This is a genomic window from Enterobacter sp. Tr-810 (assembly GCF_011752765.1).
GTDB lineage: Bacteria > Pseudomonadota > Gammaproteobacteria > Enterobacterales > Enterobacteriaceae > Enterobacter > Enterobacter soli.
In genome coordinates, this window is sequence record NZ_VWWW01000009.1 from 112,554 (window position 1) to 128,960 (window position 16,407).

The window sequence follows — 16,407 nt, forward strand, 5'->3', positions numbered from 1 at the left end:
AAATAACGGTACAAAGCGCCGAATAAAACACTGCTATTTAGGTTAAAATTCTGCTTGTTTTTCGATCCATGCGTTTTCGAACTGCACATTGTGACGCCGAAAAACTAATCGCCTGGTAAATGGTTTAAAAAGAGGAAGCCGCTGGCTGAATAAATTGAGTACACTGCCCGTACTCTTTTTGATTTGGACAAGCAGCTAATGAAACTGACTATCATCCGTCTGGTGACCTTTAGCGATCAGGATCATATCGACCTGGGCAAGATCTGGCCGGAATATTCCCCTTCGTCACTGACCGTTGACGAGACGCACCGTATTTATGCCGCACGCTTTAACGAGCGTCTGCTGGCGGCCGTGCGCGTGACGCTGAGCGGGACAGAAGGGGCGCTCGATTCCCTGCGCGTGCGTGACGTCACCCGCCGTCGCGGTGTGGGGCAGTATTTAATTGAAGAAGTGATCCGCGAAAACCCGAGCGTGACCTCCTGGTGGATGGCCGACGTGGGCGTAGAAGACCGCAGCGTGATGGCCGCGTTTATGCAGGCGTTAGGGTTTACGGCGCAGGAAAATGGGTGGGAGAAGCGTTAAAAAAGCTGATATGTGCGGCCTGATGCCCTCACCCCGGCCCTCTCCCACTGGGAGAGGGAGAACACATAAAAAAAGGCAACTTACGTTGCCTTTTTGCTTTTATTTGGCGTCGGTCGCCGTACCGTTTGCGTGCCAGTCAAACACGCCGAACTCGAAGCCTTTCAGATCGCCCTTCTCATCCCATGACAGCGGTCCCATAACGGTATTTACGGTATTCGCTTTCAGGTATTTCGCGATTTCAGCCGGATCGGCTGACTGGTTCAGGCCCGCCTGCAATGATTGCAGTGCCGCGTAGGTGGTCCAGACGAACGCACCACTTGGATCCTGTTTCTTCGCTTTGATGGCGTCTACGATTGGTTTGTTCGCAGGAACCTGGTCGTAGTTCTTCGGTTTGGTCACCAGCAGGCCTTCAGCAGACTCACCAGCGATGTTAGACAGAGACACGTTCGCCACACCTTCTGGACCCATGAACTGAGTTTTCAGGCCGGCAGCACGTGCCTGGCGCAGGATCTGGCCCATTTCCGGATGGTAGCCACCGTAGTAAACGAAGTCGATATTCTCTTTCTTCAGACGCGCCACCAGCGTGGAGAAGTCTTTCTCACCGGCGGTGATACCGTCGAAGAACACCACGTTAGCGTTCGCTTTCTTCAGGTTGTCCTGTACGGCACGCGCCAGGCCTTCACCGTATTGCTGTTTATCGTGAACGATCGCGATACGCTGCGGCTTCACTTTTTCCAGAATGTATTTCGCTGCGGTTGGGCCCTGGTCAGAGTCCAGACCGGTGGTACGCAGCGTCAGCTTATAGCCACGCGCGGTCAGTTCCGGTGCAGTTGCCGCCGGGGTGATCATCAGAATACCTTCGTCTTCGTAGATATCGGACGCTGGCTGAGTGGAAGAGGAGCACAGGTGGCCGATAACGTATTTAATCCCGTCGTTTACCACTTTGTTCGCAACAGCTACCGCTTGTTTCGGATCACAGGCATCGTCATATTTTACGATTTGCAGTTTTTCGCCTTTGATACCGCCCTTGGCATTAATGTCTGCAACCGCTTGTTCTGCGCCAGTAAACTCCTGGTCGCCGTATTGTGCTACCGGACCGGACATTGCGCCGACAACAGCCACTTTGATATCTGCATGAGCCATCGTGCTGAATGCCAACGCGATACATCCTGCCAGTAACGCTTTACCCTTCTTGTTCATCCTGAGAATCCCCATTGTTATGGTTTTTGCAATTGTTGTGATGTTGTTGTGCGGTACATTATTTTTCTTATAGGCATAAGAAAAGCATATGATAGTTATGTTTTCGGTCACTGCCCGTACCAAAGCAGCATACTCTGCTAAAACATACCCCATTTTTATGAATTTGGAATAGCTAATTTGAAATGTATATATGCTAAGCCCGGCAACGTTTCGCTGCCGGGCAGTGGCTTTATCGTGTCAGCGAGGCAGAGATAATATCCAGCGCTTTACGGAACTGCACTTCGGGGATGGTAAGCGGGTAAAGGAAGCGAATGACGTTGCCATACACACCACAACTCAGCAGTAACAGGCCTTCCTGCAATGCACGCTCCTGAACCTGACGGGTAAAGTCCGGCGAAGGTTGCCCGGTTTGCGGATCGTTAAATTCCACCGCTACCATCGACCCCTGCGCCCGGATATCAGCAATAAACGGACAATCCGCCTTCGCTTTGTTGAGCACTTCCACCAGATGATGACCAAGGTGCGCCGCACGCGTGCAGAGATCTTCTTCGTCAATCACGTCCAGCACGGCATGTGCCGCGGCTATCGCCAGCGGGTTACCCGCATAGGTACCGCCCAGCCCGCCCGGCGCTGGCGCATCCATAACCTCTGCCCGGCCAGACACTGCCGAGAGCGGCATCCCGCCCGCCAGGCTTTTCGCCATGGTGATCATGTCAGGCTTCACGCAGTGGTGTTCCATTGAGAAGAGTTTGCCGGTACGGGCAAACCCGGTTTGCACTTCGTCGGCGATCAGCAAAATACCGTGGGTATCGCACAATGCCCGCAGCGACTGCATAAAATCGGCAGGCGCGACGTTAAAACCACCCTCTCCCTGCACCGGCTCAAGAATAATGGCGGCAACCTGGTCTGGGGCAATATCCGCTTTGAAGATGCGCTCAAGGCTTTTTAACGCTTCCTGGCTGCTCACGCCGTGAAGTGCGTTGGGATATTGAGCGTGGTAAATCGAGCCAGGGAAGGGGCCAAAACCGATTTTGTAAGGCGCGACCTTGCCGGTCAACGCCATGGTCATATAGGTGCGGCCATGGAAGCCGCCACCAAAGGTGATAACGCCAGGACGTTTGGTGTAGGCGCGGGCAATTTTCACCGCGTTCTCAACGGCTTCTGCGCCCGTTGAAAAGAATGCCGTTTTTGCCGGGCCGTCAATCGGCACACGTTCGTTAATCCGTTCTGCCAGCGCCACGTAGCCTTCGTACGGTACAATCTGATAGGCCGTGTGGGTAAAGGCGTGGAGCTGTTTTTCAATGGCCGCAATCACTTTCGGATGGCGATGCCCGGTATTCAGCACGGCGATCCCGGCGGCGAAGTCGATAACCTCGTTACCTTCCACATCCCACAGCGTGGCGTTCTCTGCTTTATCGGCATAAAAGTTACACATCACGCCGATACCGCGCGGCGTTGCCTGTAAACGCCGGTCATTCAGTTCTTTATTTTTCACCCTGTCCCCCTGAGAAAGTCGCCTGCTTAGCGCATCAGTAAGTGTTTGCCAGGGGGGAGGAATTCGCCAGAGGAGGCGCTAAAAAAACAAAACCCCCGGATTCACATCCAGGGGTTATCGGGTACTTCGCGAGGATTACGCTTCGATAGCGGCGCGAAGTTTTTTCATGGCATTCTTTTCAAGCTGACGAACACGTTCAGCGGAGACACCGTAGCGGTCGGCCAGTTCCTGCAAGGTGGACTTGTTATCTTCGTCCAGCCAGCGGGCGCGGATGATATCCTGGCTACGCTCATCGAGGCCTTCCATCGCATGAGTCAGTTTGTTTGCGGCCTGGTCTTCCCAGTTGTCCTCTTCAATGCCATCAGCAAAGTTGGAGGATTTATCCTGAAGATACAGAACCGGTGCCATCGGCTGGCTGTCAGACGCATCGTCGTCAGAAGACATGTCAAAAGTCATGTCCTGAGCGGCCATGCGAGACTCCATCTCACGCACATCTTTGCTGGACACACCCAGCTCACGCGCCACCATTTCAACTTCATCCTGATTGAACCAGCCCAGACGCTGCTTGGTTTTACGCAGGTTGAAGAACAGTTTGCGTTGCGCTTTTGTCGTGGCGACTTTCACGATACGCCAGTTACGCAGGACGTATTCGTGAATTTCAGCTTTGATCCAGTGTACGGCGAAGGAGACGAGTCGCACACCCACTTCCGGGTTAAAGCGTCGTACTGCCTTCATCAGGCCGATGTTACCTTCCTGAATCAAGTCCGCCTGCGGCAGGCCGTAGCCCGCATAATTACGAGCAACGTGAACAACAAAGCGCAGGTGAGACAGGATCAGCGTCTTAGCTGCTTCCAGATCGCCCTGGTAATGCAGCTTTTCAGCAAGCTCCTTTTCTTCCTCGGCCGTTAACATCGGCCAGGTGTTTGCAGCCCGGATGTAAGATTCCAGGTTACCAACAGGGGCTAAAGCTAAAGTTTGCATTTCTTTGGTCATTCATTCCTCTCAATGTTTCTTCTGGTCCAGGTTATCCCCATCAGGCAACAACCATGCCAAAGCGTTTGAGCAACGAGATTAGCATTCACTCTTGTATCAGACAGTGATTTTATCCACAAGTTCCAGGTGCAACGGTGAATAAATTACGCACAAAATGTGACATGGAGATGATATTGCGGGGAAGAGAAAACAGGGACTCTTTCCCTGCAAGCGAACAACTCGGTGCAGGGAAAGATTATATCACGCTTTTATTATTCGGGAGTAAAGTGGCGTAAATGTTGAACCGTCGCCAGCCATGCCGCTACCCAGCCGATCATAGAGCAAATCAGCAGTAACAACAGGCACTCATCGAACCCTAAGCCACTGATATTAAACTTGGTTCCAAAAACCTGCGCCACTTCGGTCACGGCAGATGACAGCCGCATCACCAAAATTTCTGACAATATCAATGAAAGAAATGCGCCAGAAAAGCCCAGTAATGCGCCGCCGTACAGGAACGGACGAAGGATAAATCCATCCGTGGCACCAATCAGTTTTTGTACGTTGATGGTGTCCCGGCGGGCAAAGATGCTCAGGCGCACGCTGTTACCGATGACAAGGAAGACCGCAGCCACCATCAGCACGCCGATCATCGCCGACACTCGGCCAACCAGCCCGGTCAGGGCTGACAACCGCGCAAACCAGCTATCGTCCATCCGCACTTCATCAATCCCCTTAATGCGCGAAATACGGTCACGCAGGGTATTCAGGGATTCTGTTCCCTGGAAGTCGAGCTTCGGGTTCACCACGGCTACGGCAGGCAGCGGGTTCTCTTCGAGCATATCCAGCGCACCGCCAAACCCGGACCAGTTGCGGAACTCACCCAGCGCTTCTTCGCGCGAAAGATAGTTCACCTTATCAACGCCCTGCTCAGCCTGGATCTGCCCCACGACCTGCGCCGCCGCGTTATCGTCGAGCGCTTTATCCAGATACACCGTGATTTGCGGTGAAGGGTAGTACTGCGAAGCCGCCTGATTCACGTTCTTGTAGACCATGTAGCAAACGCTTGGCAGCGTCAGGGAGATAGCGATCACCATCACCGTCAGGAACGTGGCCAGTGGTTTGCTTTTCAGATCCTGCAACGCACCGTGGAAAGCGTAGCGTACCTGCTCGTTGAAAACGTTGGTTTTACGCGAGTTCGGTTTTGGCGCAGCTTTCGCACGCTTTGGCGTATTGCGGTTGTTATCCCCGCCGCCCTGCGGTTTACGGAACCGGTCAAAGCGGTTCCCGAACTGCCGAATCTGGTTTATTGCGTCACGTTTATTCACCGAGGCCTCCGTGCAAATGACCGTCGCTCAGGGTCAGCATCCGGTACGAACGACGGGAGATAAGCCCGATGTCGTGCGTTGCCATCAATACTGTTACCCCAACGCGGTTAAACTCCTCAAACAGACGCAAGATCCCTTCCGACAGGGCATCGTCCAGGTTACCGGTAGGTTCATCCGCCAGCAGCACGGCAGGTTTGTTCACCACCGCGCGGGCGATACCCACACGCTGCTGTTCACCGCCAGAGAGCTGAATCGGGAAGTTCTTCGCTTTGTCCAGCAGCCCGACTTTATCCAGCGCCGCCGATACACGACGACGAATATCATCATAGCTGGCACCGGCAATGATCAGTGGGATCGCCACGTTATCAAATACGGTGCGATCCATCAGCAGGTGGTGATCCTGGAAAATCATACCGATCTGGCGACGCAGGAACGGCACCTCACGGTTTTTCAGGCGGCTAATGTCATGGCCGCTGAAGTAGATTTTCCCGGCGCTTGGCCGTTCGATCCCACAGATAAGCTTGAGCAGGGTACTTTTCCCCGCGCCGGAATGGCCGGTCAGAAATGCCATCTCGCCCGGTTGCAGGTGGAAGGTTACCCCCTGCAACGCTTGTCTCCCACCGAGATAGGCCTTGCTGACGTGTTCAAAGCGAATCATTGTTAATCCTCTCGGGCAAATAATGCCTCAATAAAGTCGTCCGCTTTAAACGGACGTAAATCCTCAATACGCTCGCCCACACCGATATAACGGATAGGAATGCCGAACTGATCTGCCACGGAGAAGATCACCCCGCCTTTGGCTGTACCGTCCAGTTTGGTCAGCGTAATCCCTGTCAGCCCTACCGCCTCATGGAACAGTTTCGCCTGACTAATGGCGTTCTGCCCGGTGCTGGCATCGATAGTCAGCATAATTTCATGCGGTGCTTCATCGTCCAGCTTCTTCATGACGCGAACGATTTTCTTCAGTTCTTCCATCAGGTGCGATTTGTTCTGCAAACGCCCTGCGGTATCGGCAATCAGCACATCCACATTACGCGCTTTGGCCGCCTGAATGGCGTCAAAGATAACGGACGCAGAATCTGCCCCCGTGTGCTGCGCAATGACCGGGATGTTGTTGCGCTGACCCCAGACCTGTAACTGCTCCACCGCTGCCGCACGGAAGGTGTCACCTGCCGCCAGCATCACCGATTTACCCTGCTGCTCGAACTGACGCGCCAGCTTGCCGATGGTGGTGGTTTTACCCACGCCGTTAACGCCAACCATCAGAATAACAAACGGTGTTTTGCCTTCAATATTAAGCGGTTCATCAACTTTTGCGAGAATTTCGCCCATCTCGTCTTTCAGCAGGCCGTACAGCGCTTCGGCATCACGCAGCTGTTTGCGGCTCGCGCCTTCCGTCAGGCTGGTGATGATTTTACGGGTGGTTTCGACACCAACGTCCGCAATCAGCAGTTGCTCTTCCAGCTCTTCAAACAGATCATCGTCGATCTTCTTGCCGCGGAAAAGACTGATAAATCCGGAACCTAAGTTTTCTTTGGTTTTTAACAGGCTGCGTTTCAGACGCGCGAAGAAACCTTCTTTAGTCGGTTTTTCTTGCTCCTGAGCCACGTCGTCTTCTGCCTGCTCTTCCTCCGGCACGACGATAACCGCTTCTTCTGCGGCTTCTGCGGCCAGTGCCTGCGCTTCCAGCTCTTCATCAGTGAGTTCTGGCTCGAGCTCTGCTTCTTCTTCCACCGCCTCAACAATTTCAACGGTTTCTGCTTCTGCCTGCCACTCTTCTGGGGCGATCTCTTCGGCTTTCACCTCTTCCGGCAGCGGTAACTCTTCATGTTCAACAACCGCCTGAGGCGCTTCTTCAATAGTTTCTTCACGCTCAGCGTCAACCTGAAGGGCTTCAGGTGCCTCTTCCACCGCTACGGGCTCTGGCTTCTCGCTTTCCTGAACCTGTTCGGTGACGTCCACAATCTCTTCAGCAAAGGCTTCTGTCTCTTCTTTGCTGTGCGAATGTTCTTCCGCTTCTACAACTGCGGCGGTTTCGACAGGCGTTTCAGCCGAAGAATGCTCTTCAACCGCCTGCTGTTCTTCGATTTTCTGTTCTGTTTCTTGCTCTTTTTCACCGAAGCCCAGCCAGGAAAAGAAGCCACGTTTTTTTTGTTTTGCCATCTGCGACTACACTCCTCGCGGCGCTATATACATGGAAGCTAAAAAAATGATGAAATAGTCTATCACTTAACTTAATTAACATCATCGCCTGCAATCGCAGGCCAATTGTTAGCAGAGCTTTCCTGAAATGAAGAAAACTACCCGCCAGGCCGGGCAAATTCGTATTATCGGCGGTCAGTGGCGAGGCCGGAAATTACCGGTGCCGGACAGCCCCGGTTTGCGCCCAACGACTGACCGCGTAAGAGAAACCCTGTTCAACTGGCTGGCACCTTCAATGGTGGATGCCCGCTGCCTCGACTGCTTCGCCGGAAGCGGAGCATTAGGTCTTGAAGCACTGTCGCGCTATGCCGCCAGCGCCACGCTGCTCGAAATGGAACGCGGTGTTGCTCAGCTACTTCAGCAAAATCTGGCGACCCTGAAAGCCGCCAATGCCAAAGTGGTGAACACCAACACCCTTTCCTTCCTGTCCCAACCGGGAACGCCGCATGATGTGGTATTTGTAGATCCGCCGTTCCGTAAGGGACTGCTGGAAGAGACGCTCGCGCTGCTTGAAAACAACGGCTGGCTGGCTGACGGCGCGCTGATCTACGTAGAAAGCGAAGTCGAAAACGGTTTACCGCCAGTGCCTGTTTACTGGGATCTACACCGTGAAAAGGTCGCAGGCCAGGTGGCCTATCGTCTGTATCACCGACAAGTACAAGGGGAATCCGATGCCGGTACTGATTAATCTGGGGCGTTTATTGATGCTGGGCGTATGGGCATTTCTGATCCTGAACCTGGTGCATCCATTCCCACGGCCGATGAATATTTTCGTCAACGTGGCGCTGATCTTTACCTCATTCATGCACGCGTTGCAGATGGTGATGCTGAAAAACGGCCTGCCAAAAGATGGCCCACAAATGACCGGCTGGCAGCAGCTGCGGGTGTTTATTTTTGGCGTGTTTGAACTGCTGGTGTGGATGAAAAAGTTTAAGGCGCAGGTGAAGAAGTAAGGTGCGACCTGATGCCCTCACCCTAACCCTCTCCCACAGGGAGAGGGAACCGAACGAGCGTTATTCAGCCCTAAAATCTTCAAACCGCGACCCTTTGTAACTCAACGTCCCTTTCTCCCCTACCGTCAGCTGATGGTACTGCTGCGCTTCCAGACGGAACGTCATTTCCAGCCCGCCGGTTTCGGGTTTAAAGCTCGCCTCATACCGCACGGATGTCCCGGCTGGCGCAGTTTGCTGCTGGCGTGAACGGCGGTCGTTAAGGGTTTTCTCGCGCTTATTACTCACCACCACGCGTTTTTGCAGTAACGGCGCGGCATCGTTGTCCGCCTTCTCGCGGCGCTGCTGCACAAAACGGAACGACGCGGCGATAACAATTATGGCCACCACAATAACGAAAAACAGCGGCATCTTGCTCATTGGTTTATCCCATCAGATTATGCGGAAATCAGGATACCTTGCCTTATCCGACATTGCCAAACGCCTGCCCGCGTCACTACACTGAATCAGAAACTGATTATTCAGTCATAACAGATACAGGGAGTTAATATGCTTTGGTCATTTATCGCTGTCTGTTTGTCTGGCTGGCTCTTCGTCGATGCATCTTATCGCGGGCCTGCCTGGCAGCGTTGGTTGTTTAAACCCGTTACCCTGCTCCTGCTGCTTCTGCTCGCCTGGCAGGCGCCAATGTTCAATGCCGTCAGCTACCTGGTGCTTGCAGGTTTGTGCGCCTCACTGGTTGGTGATGCCTTAACGCTGCTACCCCGTCAGCGCTTACTGTATGCCGTTGGGGCATTCTTCCTTTCGCATCTGCTTTACACCATCTATTTTGCCAGCCAGATGACGCTCTCCTTCTTCTGGCCGCTGCCGCTGATATTGCTGGTGATTGGCGCACTGCTGGTCGCGGTGATTTGGACACGCCTTGAAGAGATGCGTTGGCCAATCTGCACCTTTATCGCTATGACGCTGGTGATGGTGTGGCTGGCGGGTGAGCTGTGGTTCTTCCGTCCAACATCGGCTGCAATGTCGGCCTTCTTCGGCGCATCGCTGCTGCTTATTGGCAATATTGTCTGGCTGGGCAGTCATTATCGCGGCCGTTTCCGCGCGGATAACGCGATTGCTGCCGCCTGTTACTTTGCCGGCCACTTCCTGATTGTACGATCGCTGTACATCTAAATAACCCTTGACTCTGGAGTCGACTCCAGAGTGTATGCTGCGGCTAATGAGAAAATTATCATTACCGGAGAATGCCATGTCGACTCCAGAGACAAACAAAAAAGTGCCACAATTTTCGGCACTTAAGCTTAATCCCCTTCCTGCAAAAGACGATTGCTGCTGTGAAGGCTCCTGCACAACTCAGCCTGAACAGACATTGCCCGATAACGGGAATCGTTACAGTTGGGTGGTGAATGGTATGGATTGCGCCGCCTGCGCACGTAAAGTCGAAAATGCCGTCCGGCAGGTGAAAGGCGTCGACCATGTTCAGGTGCTATTCGCCACCGAAAAACTGCTGGTCAGTGCTGCTTCAGATATCAGCGCCCAGGTTGAAGCCGCCGTAGCCAGTGCCGGATATTCCCTGCGCAGCGAAAATGCCCCGGCCGAAAAAGTCAGCCCGCTGCGCGAGAATCTTCCGCTGATAACGCTGATTATCATGATGGCGTTAAGCTGGACGCTGGAACAGTTTAACCATCCTTTCGGCAATCTGGCCTTTATCGCCACCACCCTGGTCGGGCTGTACCCGATTGCCCGCCAGGCACTGCGTCTGATGAAAACCGGAAGCTGGTTTGCTATCGAAACCCTGATGAGCGTTGCCGCCATTGGTGCGCTTTTTATTGGCGCAACGGCAGAAGCAGCAATGGTGCTGCTGCTGTTTTTAATTGGCGAGCGTCTTGAAGGCTGGGCTGCAAGCCGTGCGCGTAAAGGTGTCAGTGCGTTGATGGCACTGAAACCCGAAACCGCAACTCAGCTGGTCAACGGTGAGCGTAAAACCGTGGCCATCAGTGCACTGCGCCCTGGTGATGTTATCGAAGTGGCCGCAGGCGGCAGGCTGCCTGCTGACGGTGCGTTACTTTCCGCGACGGCCAGTTTTGATGAAAGCGCCCTGACCGGCGAATCTATTCCCGTGGAGCGCGAAGCGGGTGAAAAAGTCCCTGCCGGTGCCACCAGCGTTGACCGTCTGGTGCAATTATCCGTGCTCTCCGAACCAGGCGACAGCGCAATCGACCGCATTCTGAAGCTCATTGAAGAAGCCGAAGAGCGTCGCGCACCGGTAGAGCGCTTTATCGATCGCTTTAGCCGTATTTACACCCCTGCCATCATGCTGGTTGCCCTGCTGGTCACCATTATCCCGCCATTGCTGCTTGGCGCGCCGTGGGAAGGATGGATCTACAAGGGGCTGACGCTGCTGCTGATTGGCTGCCCGTGTGCGCTGGTTATCTCCACACCGGCAGCGATTACATCCGGTCTTGCCGCCGCAGCACGCCGCGGTGCGCTGATTAAAGGCGGTGCCGCGCTGGAGCAGTTGAGCCAGGTTCAGCACATCGCGTTTGATAAAACCGGCACGCTGACGGTAGGTAAACCGCAGGTGACGGGCGTTTATCCCCAGAACATCAATGAAGTCGACCTGCTGGCCCTGGCGGCCGCCGTTGAACAAGGTTCGACGCACCCGCTGGCGCAGGCGATTGTGCGTGAAGCGCAGTCCCGTGGGCTGACCATACCGGACGCCACTGCCCAGCGCGCGCTGGTGGGCTCAGGGATTGAAGCTCACGTCGGGGACAAAAAAGTGCTTATCAGCGCGGCGGATAAATTCCCTGCGGCCGGGTTAGCAGCCCGCGTACACGAGCTGGAACAGGCCGGGCAGACGGTGATTATTGTGGTGCAGGATGGCACAGCACTGGGGCTGCTGGCGCTGCGTGATACCCTGCGTGAAGATGCAAAAGCGGCAATGGCTGACCTGCATCAGATTGGCGTTCAGGGCGTGATCCTGACCGGGGATAACCCACGCGCCGCCGCAAGCATTGCCGCAGAGTTAGGCATGGAGTTTCAGGCCGGACTGCTGCCTGCCGACAAAGTGAAGGCAGTCACCCAACTGAATGGCAGTGCACCGCTGGCGATGGTAGGTGATGGGATCAACGATGCCCCGGCAATGAAAGCCTCAACCATTGGTATTGCGATGGGTAGCGGTACCGATGTGGCACTGGAAACCGCGGATGCCGCGCTCACGCATAACCGCCTGACGGGGCTTGCGCAGATGATCCGCCTGGCGCGCGCCACTCGCGCTAACATTCGTCAGAACATCACGATTGCGCTAGGCCTGAAAGGGATTTTCCTGGTGACCACGCTGCTTGGGATTACTGGGCTCTGGCTGGCGGTGCTGGCAGATACCGGGGCGACCGTGCTGGTAACAGCGAACGCGCTGCGGCTGTTGCGCCGGAGGTAAACGCGGTGTTTGCTCCCTCTCCCTGTGGGAGAGGACCGCTATGAACCCTTACGAATCAAATACCGGTACGGCAGCGCTTCGGTCTGCTGTGCGACCAGTTCGTGTTCCATAAAGGTACAAAAACCGGGGATGTCGCGGGTGGTTGCCGGATCGTCGGCAATGATTAAAAGCGTTTCGCCGGTCTGCATGTTACGCACGGTTTTGCGCACCATCATCACCGGTTCCGGGCAGCGAAGGCCCTGGGCATCAAGCGTATGGTCTGGGCTGGAAAACAGGTCGGTCATTTTCGTCTCGTTCACATAAAAACGGCTGTAGTTTACGCCCCGTTGCCACCAATGCAAACCAGGTTAACGATTGCGTGAAAATTAGCCATTGCAAAGGTGAATGAAAGCAGTATCATGCAGCGGTTTTTATTGGGTTCCCTCACCCCAACGTTCAAAAAGGTCACAATATGACGCAGTTCTCTCAACCACAGCGCGTAAAAGCGTTGTTCTGGCTTTCCCTTTTTCATCTGCTGGTGATCACCTCCAGCAACTATCTGGTACAGCTGCCGATCGCCATTTTTGGTTTTCATACCACCTGGGGCGCGTTCAGTTTCCCGTTTATCTTCCTCGCGACCGATTTAACCGTGCGTATCTTTGGCGCACCGCTGGCGCGTCGGATTATCTTTGCGGTGATGCTTCCGGCACTGTTCATCTCCTACGTGATTTCGTCCCTGTTCTATATGGGAAGCTGGCAGGGCTTTGAGGCGCTGACGCACTTCAACCTGTTTGTGGCGCGTATCGCTACCGCCAGCTTTATGGCCTATGCCCTGGGGCAAATCCTCGACGTTCACGTGTTTAACCGCCTGCGGCAAAATCATCGCTGGTGGATGGCACCAACAGCCTCCACGCTGTTTGGTAACGTAAGCGATACGCTGGCCTTCTTCTTTATCGCTTTCTGGCGTAGCCCGGATGCGTTTATGGCTGAACACTGGATGGAAATCGCACTGGTGGACTACTGCTTCAAGGTGCTTATCAGCATTGTGTTCTTCCTGCCGATGTACGGCGTATTGCTGAATATGCTGCTGAAAAGGCTGGCAGATAAATCTGAAATCTCTGCATTGCAGGCAGGTTAAGGGTTCGCTTTAACAGTTGTGATAAGATGCTCGAATGAGCCGTTATGGCCGTTTATCGAAAGGAAGAAGTCAATGCGCAATCTGGTTAAATATGTCGGGATTGGCCTGCTGGTTGTGGGCCTTGCCGCCTGTGATAACAGCGACACGAAAGCACCTGCTCAAGGCGCGTCAGCAGAAAGTAATGCGGCCGGGCAGCCGGTAAGCCTTCTGGATGGCAAGCTGAGTTTCTCTCTGCCAGCAGATATGACCGATCAGAGCGGTAAGCTGGGTACGCAGGCGAACAATATGCACGTTTACTCCGACGCGACCGGGCAGAAAGCCGTGATTGTGATTGTGGGCGATGACACCAGCGAAGACCTGGGCGTTCTGTCCAAACGTCTGGAAGATCAGCAGCGCAGCCGTGATCCGCAGTTGCAGGTTGTGACCAACAAGTCCATTGAGCTGAAAGGCCACGCCATGCAACAGCTGGACAGCATCATCTCTGCAAAAGGCCAGACCGCTTACTCTTCTGTGGTGCTTGGCAAGGTCGACAACAAACTGCTGACCCTGCAAATCACCCTGCCAGCAGACGATCAGCAGAAAGCGCAGACCACCGCTGAAAACATCATTAACACCATCGTAATTCAGTAATTCCTCACGATGATGACGTGGCCTCCGAAGCTTGCTCCGGGGGCCATTTTTTTAGCCTCCACGTCAGCAACAACGCCACCGCCACCAGCCCCGCCGCCGCAAGGTAAATAACCGGCACGCCTGCCCACGCCATCACCAGCCCCGCCAGTGGCCCGGTAATGCCTAACGACATATCCATAAACACCGTATAGGTCGCCAGTGCCGCCCCCTGGTTTTGCTGTGGCACAGCCTTCACTGCCACCACTCCCAGCGCCGGGAACACCAGCGAGAAGCCTGCACCCGCCAGGAATACGCCAATTTTTGCCATCCACGGCGCCGCGGCAATCCCGGTCAGCAGCAGCCCGACAATCTCCACGCTAAAACAGATCATCGCCACATTCAGCCCGCCCAGGCGGTTGATGCCGTTCGGAAACAGCAGGCGCGTCCCCACAAATGCGCAGCTAAACAGGGTTAACGCGAATGCGGCCCCGTCCCACCCTTTTGCGTCGTAGAACAAGGTTATAAAGGTCGCGATGACGCCAAAACCCGCCGAGGCCAGTGCCAGCGCCATGCCATAAGGCCACACGCGGCCAAGCACCGCACGAAACGGCATCGGCTTACCTTTGCTGGCTTTTACTTTCGGGCGCGGCAGAGCAAACAAAATCGCCAGCAGCGCGACCGCCATAATGGTCAACGCCAGCCCGTTTAGCCCCGCGAATGAAAAACAGACCACGCCCAGCGGCGCGCCGATTGCCATCGCCCCGTAGGTGACAATGCCATTCCACGATATCACTCGCCCAATGTGAGGGGCACCCACAACGCCCACGCCCCACAGCGTTGACCCTGTTCCGGCCAGGCTTTGCCCGATACCGAGGATCACGCGTCCCAGGCACAGCAGCACCAGGCTCACTATCGGCCAGCCGCTGCTCAACCCGGCCATCAGGTAACTCAACCCGCTGAGGAAACAGCCGCACAGCCCCAGGACCACAATGCTTTTTGGCCCAAACAGATCGGCATAACGCCCCGCATGAGGGCGGCTGAGCAGCGTCGCGAAGTATTGCAGGCTAATCACCAGCCCCGCCCAGAATGCGCTAAATCCCATGACATCATGGACATAGCCAGGCAAGACCGCCAACGGCAGGCCAATGGTCAGGTAACTGGCAAAGTTAAAAATAACGACAGAAACAATACGCAGATTAAGGCGTAATCCGCTAAGTGCCGGTTCGGCGGCAGGTTCGGGCATGGGGTTCTACCTGGATTTTTACAACAGTGTTTCACTATTACCACGATGGGTTAAGAAAAGCAGCAGTGACTTTCAGATTAACGGCGTCAGACGAAGCGTAACTCGCGCACTACACTTAACAGGCTCCCGGCAAAAGGAATCCGTATGACATCCATCCAGCCCGACAAGACAGGTCTGCATATTTTGTTAAAGCTCGCCAGCCTGGTGGTTATCCTTGCGGGTATCCATGCGGCGGCAGATATCATCGTTCAGCTCCTGCTGGCCCTCTTTTTTGCCATCGTGCTGAATCCGCTGGTGACCTGGTTTATCCGCCGTGGCGTGTCGCGACCCGTGGCGATAACGATTGTGGTTATCGTTATGCTGATTGTGCTTACCGCGCTGGTGGGCGTGCTTGCCGCCTCGGTGAATGAATTTTCCACCCTGCTGCCAAAATACAACAAAGAGCTCACCCGCAAGGTCCTGCAACTACAGGATTCGCTCCCGTTCCTGCACATCCACATGTCCCCGGAGCGAATGCTGCAACGGATGGATTCAGAAAAGCTCATGACCTGGGCAACAACCCTGATGACGCAGCTTTCCGGCGCGATGGCCAGCGTGTTGCTGCTGGTGATGACGGTGGTATTCATGCTCTTTGAGGTGCGCCATGTGCCTTATAAGCTGCGCTTTGCACTGAATAATCCACAAATCCATATTGCCGGCCTTCATCGCGCGCTGAAAGGGGTGTCTCACTATCTGGCGCTGAAAACCTTGCTGAGCCTGTGGACCGGGGTGATTGTCTGGCTCGGGCTGGAGCTGCTGGACATCCAGTTCGCGCTAATGTGGGGTGTGCTGGCTTTCCTGCTGAATTATGTGCCGAACATCGGGGCCGTGATTTCCGCCGTACCGCCAATGATTCAGGCATTTTTATTTAATGGCCTGTACGAATGCATGTTGGTAGGCGCGCTGTTTCTGGTGGTGCATATGCTTATCGGCAATATTGTCGAGCCACGCATGATGGGGCACCGCCTCGGGATGTCAACACTGGTGGTCTTTTTATCATTGCTGATCTGGGGATGGTTGCTCGGGCCGGTGGGAATGCTGCTTTCAGTGCCGCTCACCAGCGTGTGTAAAATCTGGATGGAGACAACCAAAGGTGGCAGCAAACTGGCCATTCTGCTCGGACCAGGGCGCCCCAAAAGCCGATTACCGGGGTAATTCCGTATCCCGGTTAGCTATTATCAGGAGCATTGGATTATAGTATTGGTTTCGCCGCGCAACTTTGCGGTTACTT

17 protein-coding genes are annotated in these 16,407 nt (G+C 54.6%); 8 read left to right on the top strand and 9 right to left on the bottom strand.

The window, feature by feature from the left end; all coding sequences use genetic code 11:
- Positions 1-198 precede the first annotated feature (198 nt).
- A complete protein-coding gene (gene panM / locus F3J30_RS20775; RefSeq protein WP_014072162.1) occupies positions 199-582 on the top strand; it encodes an aspartate 1-decarboxylase autocleavage activator PanM in 384 nt (127 codons plus the stop codon).
- Positions 583-681: 99 nt separating this feature from the next.
- On the opposite strand, the gene livJ is transcribed toward panM, so the two are convergent.
- The 6 genes from livJ to ftsY form a co-directional block, all read right to left on the bottom strand.
- Positions 682-1,782, bottom strand: coding sequence for a branched chain amino acid ABC transporter substrate-binding protein LivJ (gene livJ / locus F3J30_RS20780; protein WP_074392736.1), 1,101 nt, complete (start codon positions 1,780-1,782; stop codon positions 682-684).
- Between the two features lie 229 nt (positions 1,783-2,011).
- The gene (locus F3J30_RS20785) at positions 2,012-3,277 is read right to left on the bottom strand and encodes a 4-aminobutyrate--2-oxoglutarate transaminase (protein WP_166718414.1); all 1,266 of its coding nucleotides are present in this window, start codon (positions 3,275-3,277) and stop codon (positions 2,012-2,014) included.
- A 135-nt stretch (positions 3,278-3,412) separates the two neighbouring features.
- Complete coding sequence (gene rpoH / locus F3J30_RS20790; RefSeq protein ID WP_166718417.1) at positions 3,413-4,270, bottom strand: RNA polymerase sigma factor RpoH; 858 nt, start codon at positions 4,268-4,270, stop codon at positions 3,413-3,415.
- 251 nt (positions 4,271-4,521) lie between these two features.
- Positions 4,522-5,577, bottom strand: a complete 1,056-nt coding sequence (gene ftsX, locus F3J30_RS20795; protein ID WP_166718419.1) for a permease-like cell division protein FtsX — start codon at positions 5,575-5,577, stop codon at positions 4,522-4,524.
- Positions 5,570-6,235, bottom strand: a complete 666-nt coding sequence (gene ftsE, locus F3J30_RS20800) for a cell division ATP-binding protein FtsE (protein WP_014072167.1) — start codon at positions 6,233-6,235, stop codon at positions 5,570-5,572. The genes ftsX and ftsE overlap by 8 nt, the downstream gene beginning before the upstream one ends.
- 2 nt (positions 6,236-6,237) lie before the next feature.
- Complete coding sequence (gene ftsY / locus F3J30_RS20805; protein ID WP_166718421.1) at positions 6,238-7,740, bottom strand: signal recognition particle-docking protein FtsY; 1,503 nt, start codon at positions 7,738-7,740, stop codon at positions 6,238-6,240.
- Between the two features lie 127 nt (positions 7,741-7,867).
- Here ftsY and rsmD point away from each other — a divergent pair, with 127 nt between their 5' ends.
- Together rsmD and F3J30_RS20815 are read left to right on the top strand one after the other, a co-directional pair.
- Positions 7,868-8,467 (top strand): 16S rRNA (guanine(966)-N(2))-methyltransferase, encoded by a 600-nt coding sequence (rsmD, locus tag F3J30_RS20810; RefSeq protein WP_166718423.1) that lies wholly within the window; start codon positions 7,868-7,870, stop codon positions 8,465-8,467.
- Entirely contained in the window at positions 8,451-8,732 is a 282-nt protein-coding gene (locus F3J30_RS20815; protein ID WP_010436509.1) for a DUF1145 family protein, read from the top strand. The genes rsmD and F3J30_RS20815 overlap by 17 nt, the downstream gene beginning before the upstream one ends.
- Before the next feature lie 60 nt (positions 8,733-8,792).
- Here F3J30_RS20815 and F3J30_RS20820 read toward each other — a convergent pair whose 3' ends face one another.
- The gene (locus F3J30_RS20820) at positions 8,793-9,149 is read right to left on the bottom strand and encodes a DUF2500 domain-containing protein (RefSeq protein ID WP_166718426.1); all 357 of its coding nucleotides are present in this window, start codon (positions 9,147-9,149) and stop codon (positions 8,793-8,795) included.
- A 129-nt stretch (positions 9,150-9,278) separates the two neighbouring features.
- Here F3J30_RS20820 and F3J30_RS20825 point away from each other — a divergent pair, with 129 nt between their 5' ends.
- Positions 9,279-9,905, top strand: coding sequence for a lysoplasmalogenase (locus tag F3J30_RS20825; RefSeq protein ID WP_166718428.1), 627 nt, complete (start codon positions 9,279-9,281; stop codon positions 9,903-9,905).
- A 76-nt stretch (positions 9,906-9,981) separates the two neighbouring features.
- Complete coding sequence (zntA, locus tag F3J30_RS20830) at positions 9,982-12,168, top strand: Zn(II)/Cd(II)/Pb(II) translocating P-type ATPase ZntA (RefSeq protein ID WP_166718430.1); 2,187 nt, start codon at positions 9,982-9,984, stop codon at positions 12,166-12,168.
- Positions 12,169-12,206: 38 nt separating this feature from the next.
- Here the strand turns inward: zntA and tusA are convergent, their stop codons facing one another.
- On the bottom strand, positions 12,207-12,452 hold the full coding sequence (gene tusA, locus F3J30_RS20835; RefSeq protein WP_014072174.1) for a sulfurtransferase TusA: 246 nt from the start codon (positions 12,450-12,452) through the stop codon (positions 12,207-12,209).
- Positions 12,453-12,619: 167 nt separating this feature from the next.
- Between tusA and F3J30_RS20840 the strand changes: the two genes are divergently transcribed.
- Together F3J30_RS20840 and F3J30_RS20845 are read left to right on the top strand one after the other, a co-directional pair.
- Positions 12,620-13,285 (top strand): 7-cyano-7-deazaguanine/7-aminomethyl-7-deazaguanine transporter, encoded by a 666-nt coding sequence (locus F3J30_RS20840; protein WP_014072175.1) that lies wholly within the window; start codon positions 12,620-12,622, stop codon positions 13,283-13,285.
- 72 nt (positions 13,286-13,357) lie between these two features.
- Positions 13,358-13,915 carry a DcrB family lipoprotein gene (locus F3J30_RS20845; protein WP_014072176.1) on the top strand — a complete coding sequence of 186 codons (558 nt, stop codon included), beginning with the start codon at positions 13,358-13,360 and terminating at the stop codon, positions 13,913-13,915.
- Positions 13,916-13,919: 4 nt separating this feature from the next.
- On the opposite strand, the gene F3J30_RS20850 is transcribed toward F3J30_RS20845, so the two are convergent.
- Complete coding sequence (locus F3J30_RS20850; protein ID WP_014072177.1) at positions 13,920-15,137, bottom strand: MFS transporter; 1,218 nt, start codon at positions 15,135-15,137, stop codon at positions 13,920-13,922.
- 144 nt (positions 15,138-15,281) lie between these two features.
- On the opposite strand from F3J30_RS20850, the gene F3J30_RS20855 reads away from it, so the two are divergent.
- Positions 15,282-16,331, top strand: a complete 1,050-nt coding sequence (locus tag F3J30_RS20855) for an AI-2E family transporter (RefSeq protein ID WP_166718432.1) — start codon at positions 15,282-15,284, stop codon at positions 16,329-16,331.
- Positions 16,332-16,407 lie beyond the last annotated feature (76 nt).

Coding starts and splice junctions, on each gene's coding strand:
- panM (WP_014072162.1), top strand. CDS start 199: ATGAAACTGACTATCATCCGTCTGGTGACCTTTAGCGATCAGGATCAT.
- livJ (WP_074392736.1), bottom strand. CDS start 1,782: ATGAACAAGAAGGGTAAAGCGTTACTGGCAGGATGTATCGCGTTGGCA.
- rpoH (WP_166718417.1), bottom strand. CDS start 4,270: ATGACCAAAGAAATGCAAACTTTAGCTTTAGCCCCTGTTGGTAACCTG.
- ftsE (WP_014072167.1), bottom strand. CDS start 6,235: ATGATTCGCTTTGAACACGTCAGCAAGGCCTATCTCGGTGGGAGACAA.
- ftsY (WP_166718421.1), bottom strand. CDS start 7,740: ATGGCAAAACAAAAAAAACGTGGCTTCTTTTCCTGGCTGGGCTTCGGT.
- rsmD (WP_166718423.1), top strand. CDS start 7,868: ATGAAGAAAACTACCCGCCAGGCCGGGCAAATTCGTATTATCGGCGGT.
- F3J30_RS20815 (WP_010436509.1), top strand. CDS start 8,451: ATGCCGGTACTGATTAATCTGGGGCGTTTATTGATGCTGGGCGTATGG.
- F3J30_RS20820 (WP_166718426.1), bottom strand. CDS start 9,149: ATGAGCAAGATGCCGCTGTTTTTCGTTATTGTGGTGGCCATAATTGTT.
- F3J30_RS20825 (WP_166718428.1), top strand. CDS start 9,279: ATGCTTTGGTCATTTATCGCTGTCTGTTTGTCTGGCTGGCTCTTCGTC.
- zntA (WP_166718430.1), top strand. CDS start 9,982: ATGTCGACTCCAGAGACAAACAAAAAAGTGCCACAATTTTCGGCACTT.
- tusA (WP_014072174.1), bottom strand. CDS start 12,452: ATGACCGACCTGTTTTCCAGCCCAGACCATACGCTTGATGCCCAGGGC.
- F3J30_RS20840 (WP_014072175.1), top strand. CDS start 12,620: ATGACGCAGTTCTCTCAACCACAGCGCGTAAAAGCGTTGTTCTGGCTT.
- F3J30_RS20845 (WP_014072176.1), top strand. CDS start 13,358: ATGCGCAATCTGGTTAAATATGTCGGGATTGGCCTGCTGGTTGTGGGC.
- F3J30_RS20850 (WP_014072177.1), bottom strand. CDS start 15,137: ATGCCCGAACCTGCCGCCGAACCGGCACTTAGCGGATTACGCCTTAAT.
- F3J30_RS20855 (WP_166718432.1), top strand. CDS start 15,282: ATGACATCCATCCAGCCCGACAAGACAGGTCTGCATATTTTGTTAAAG.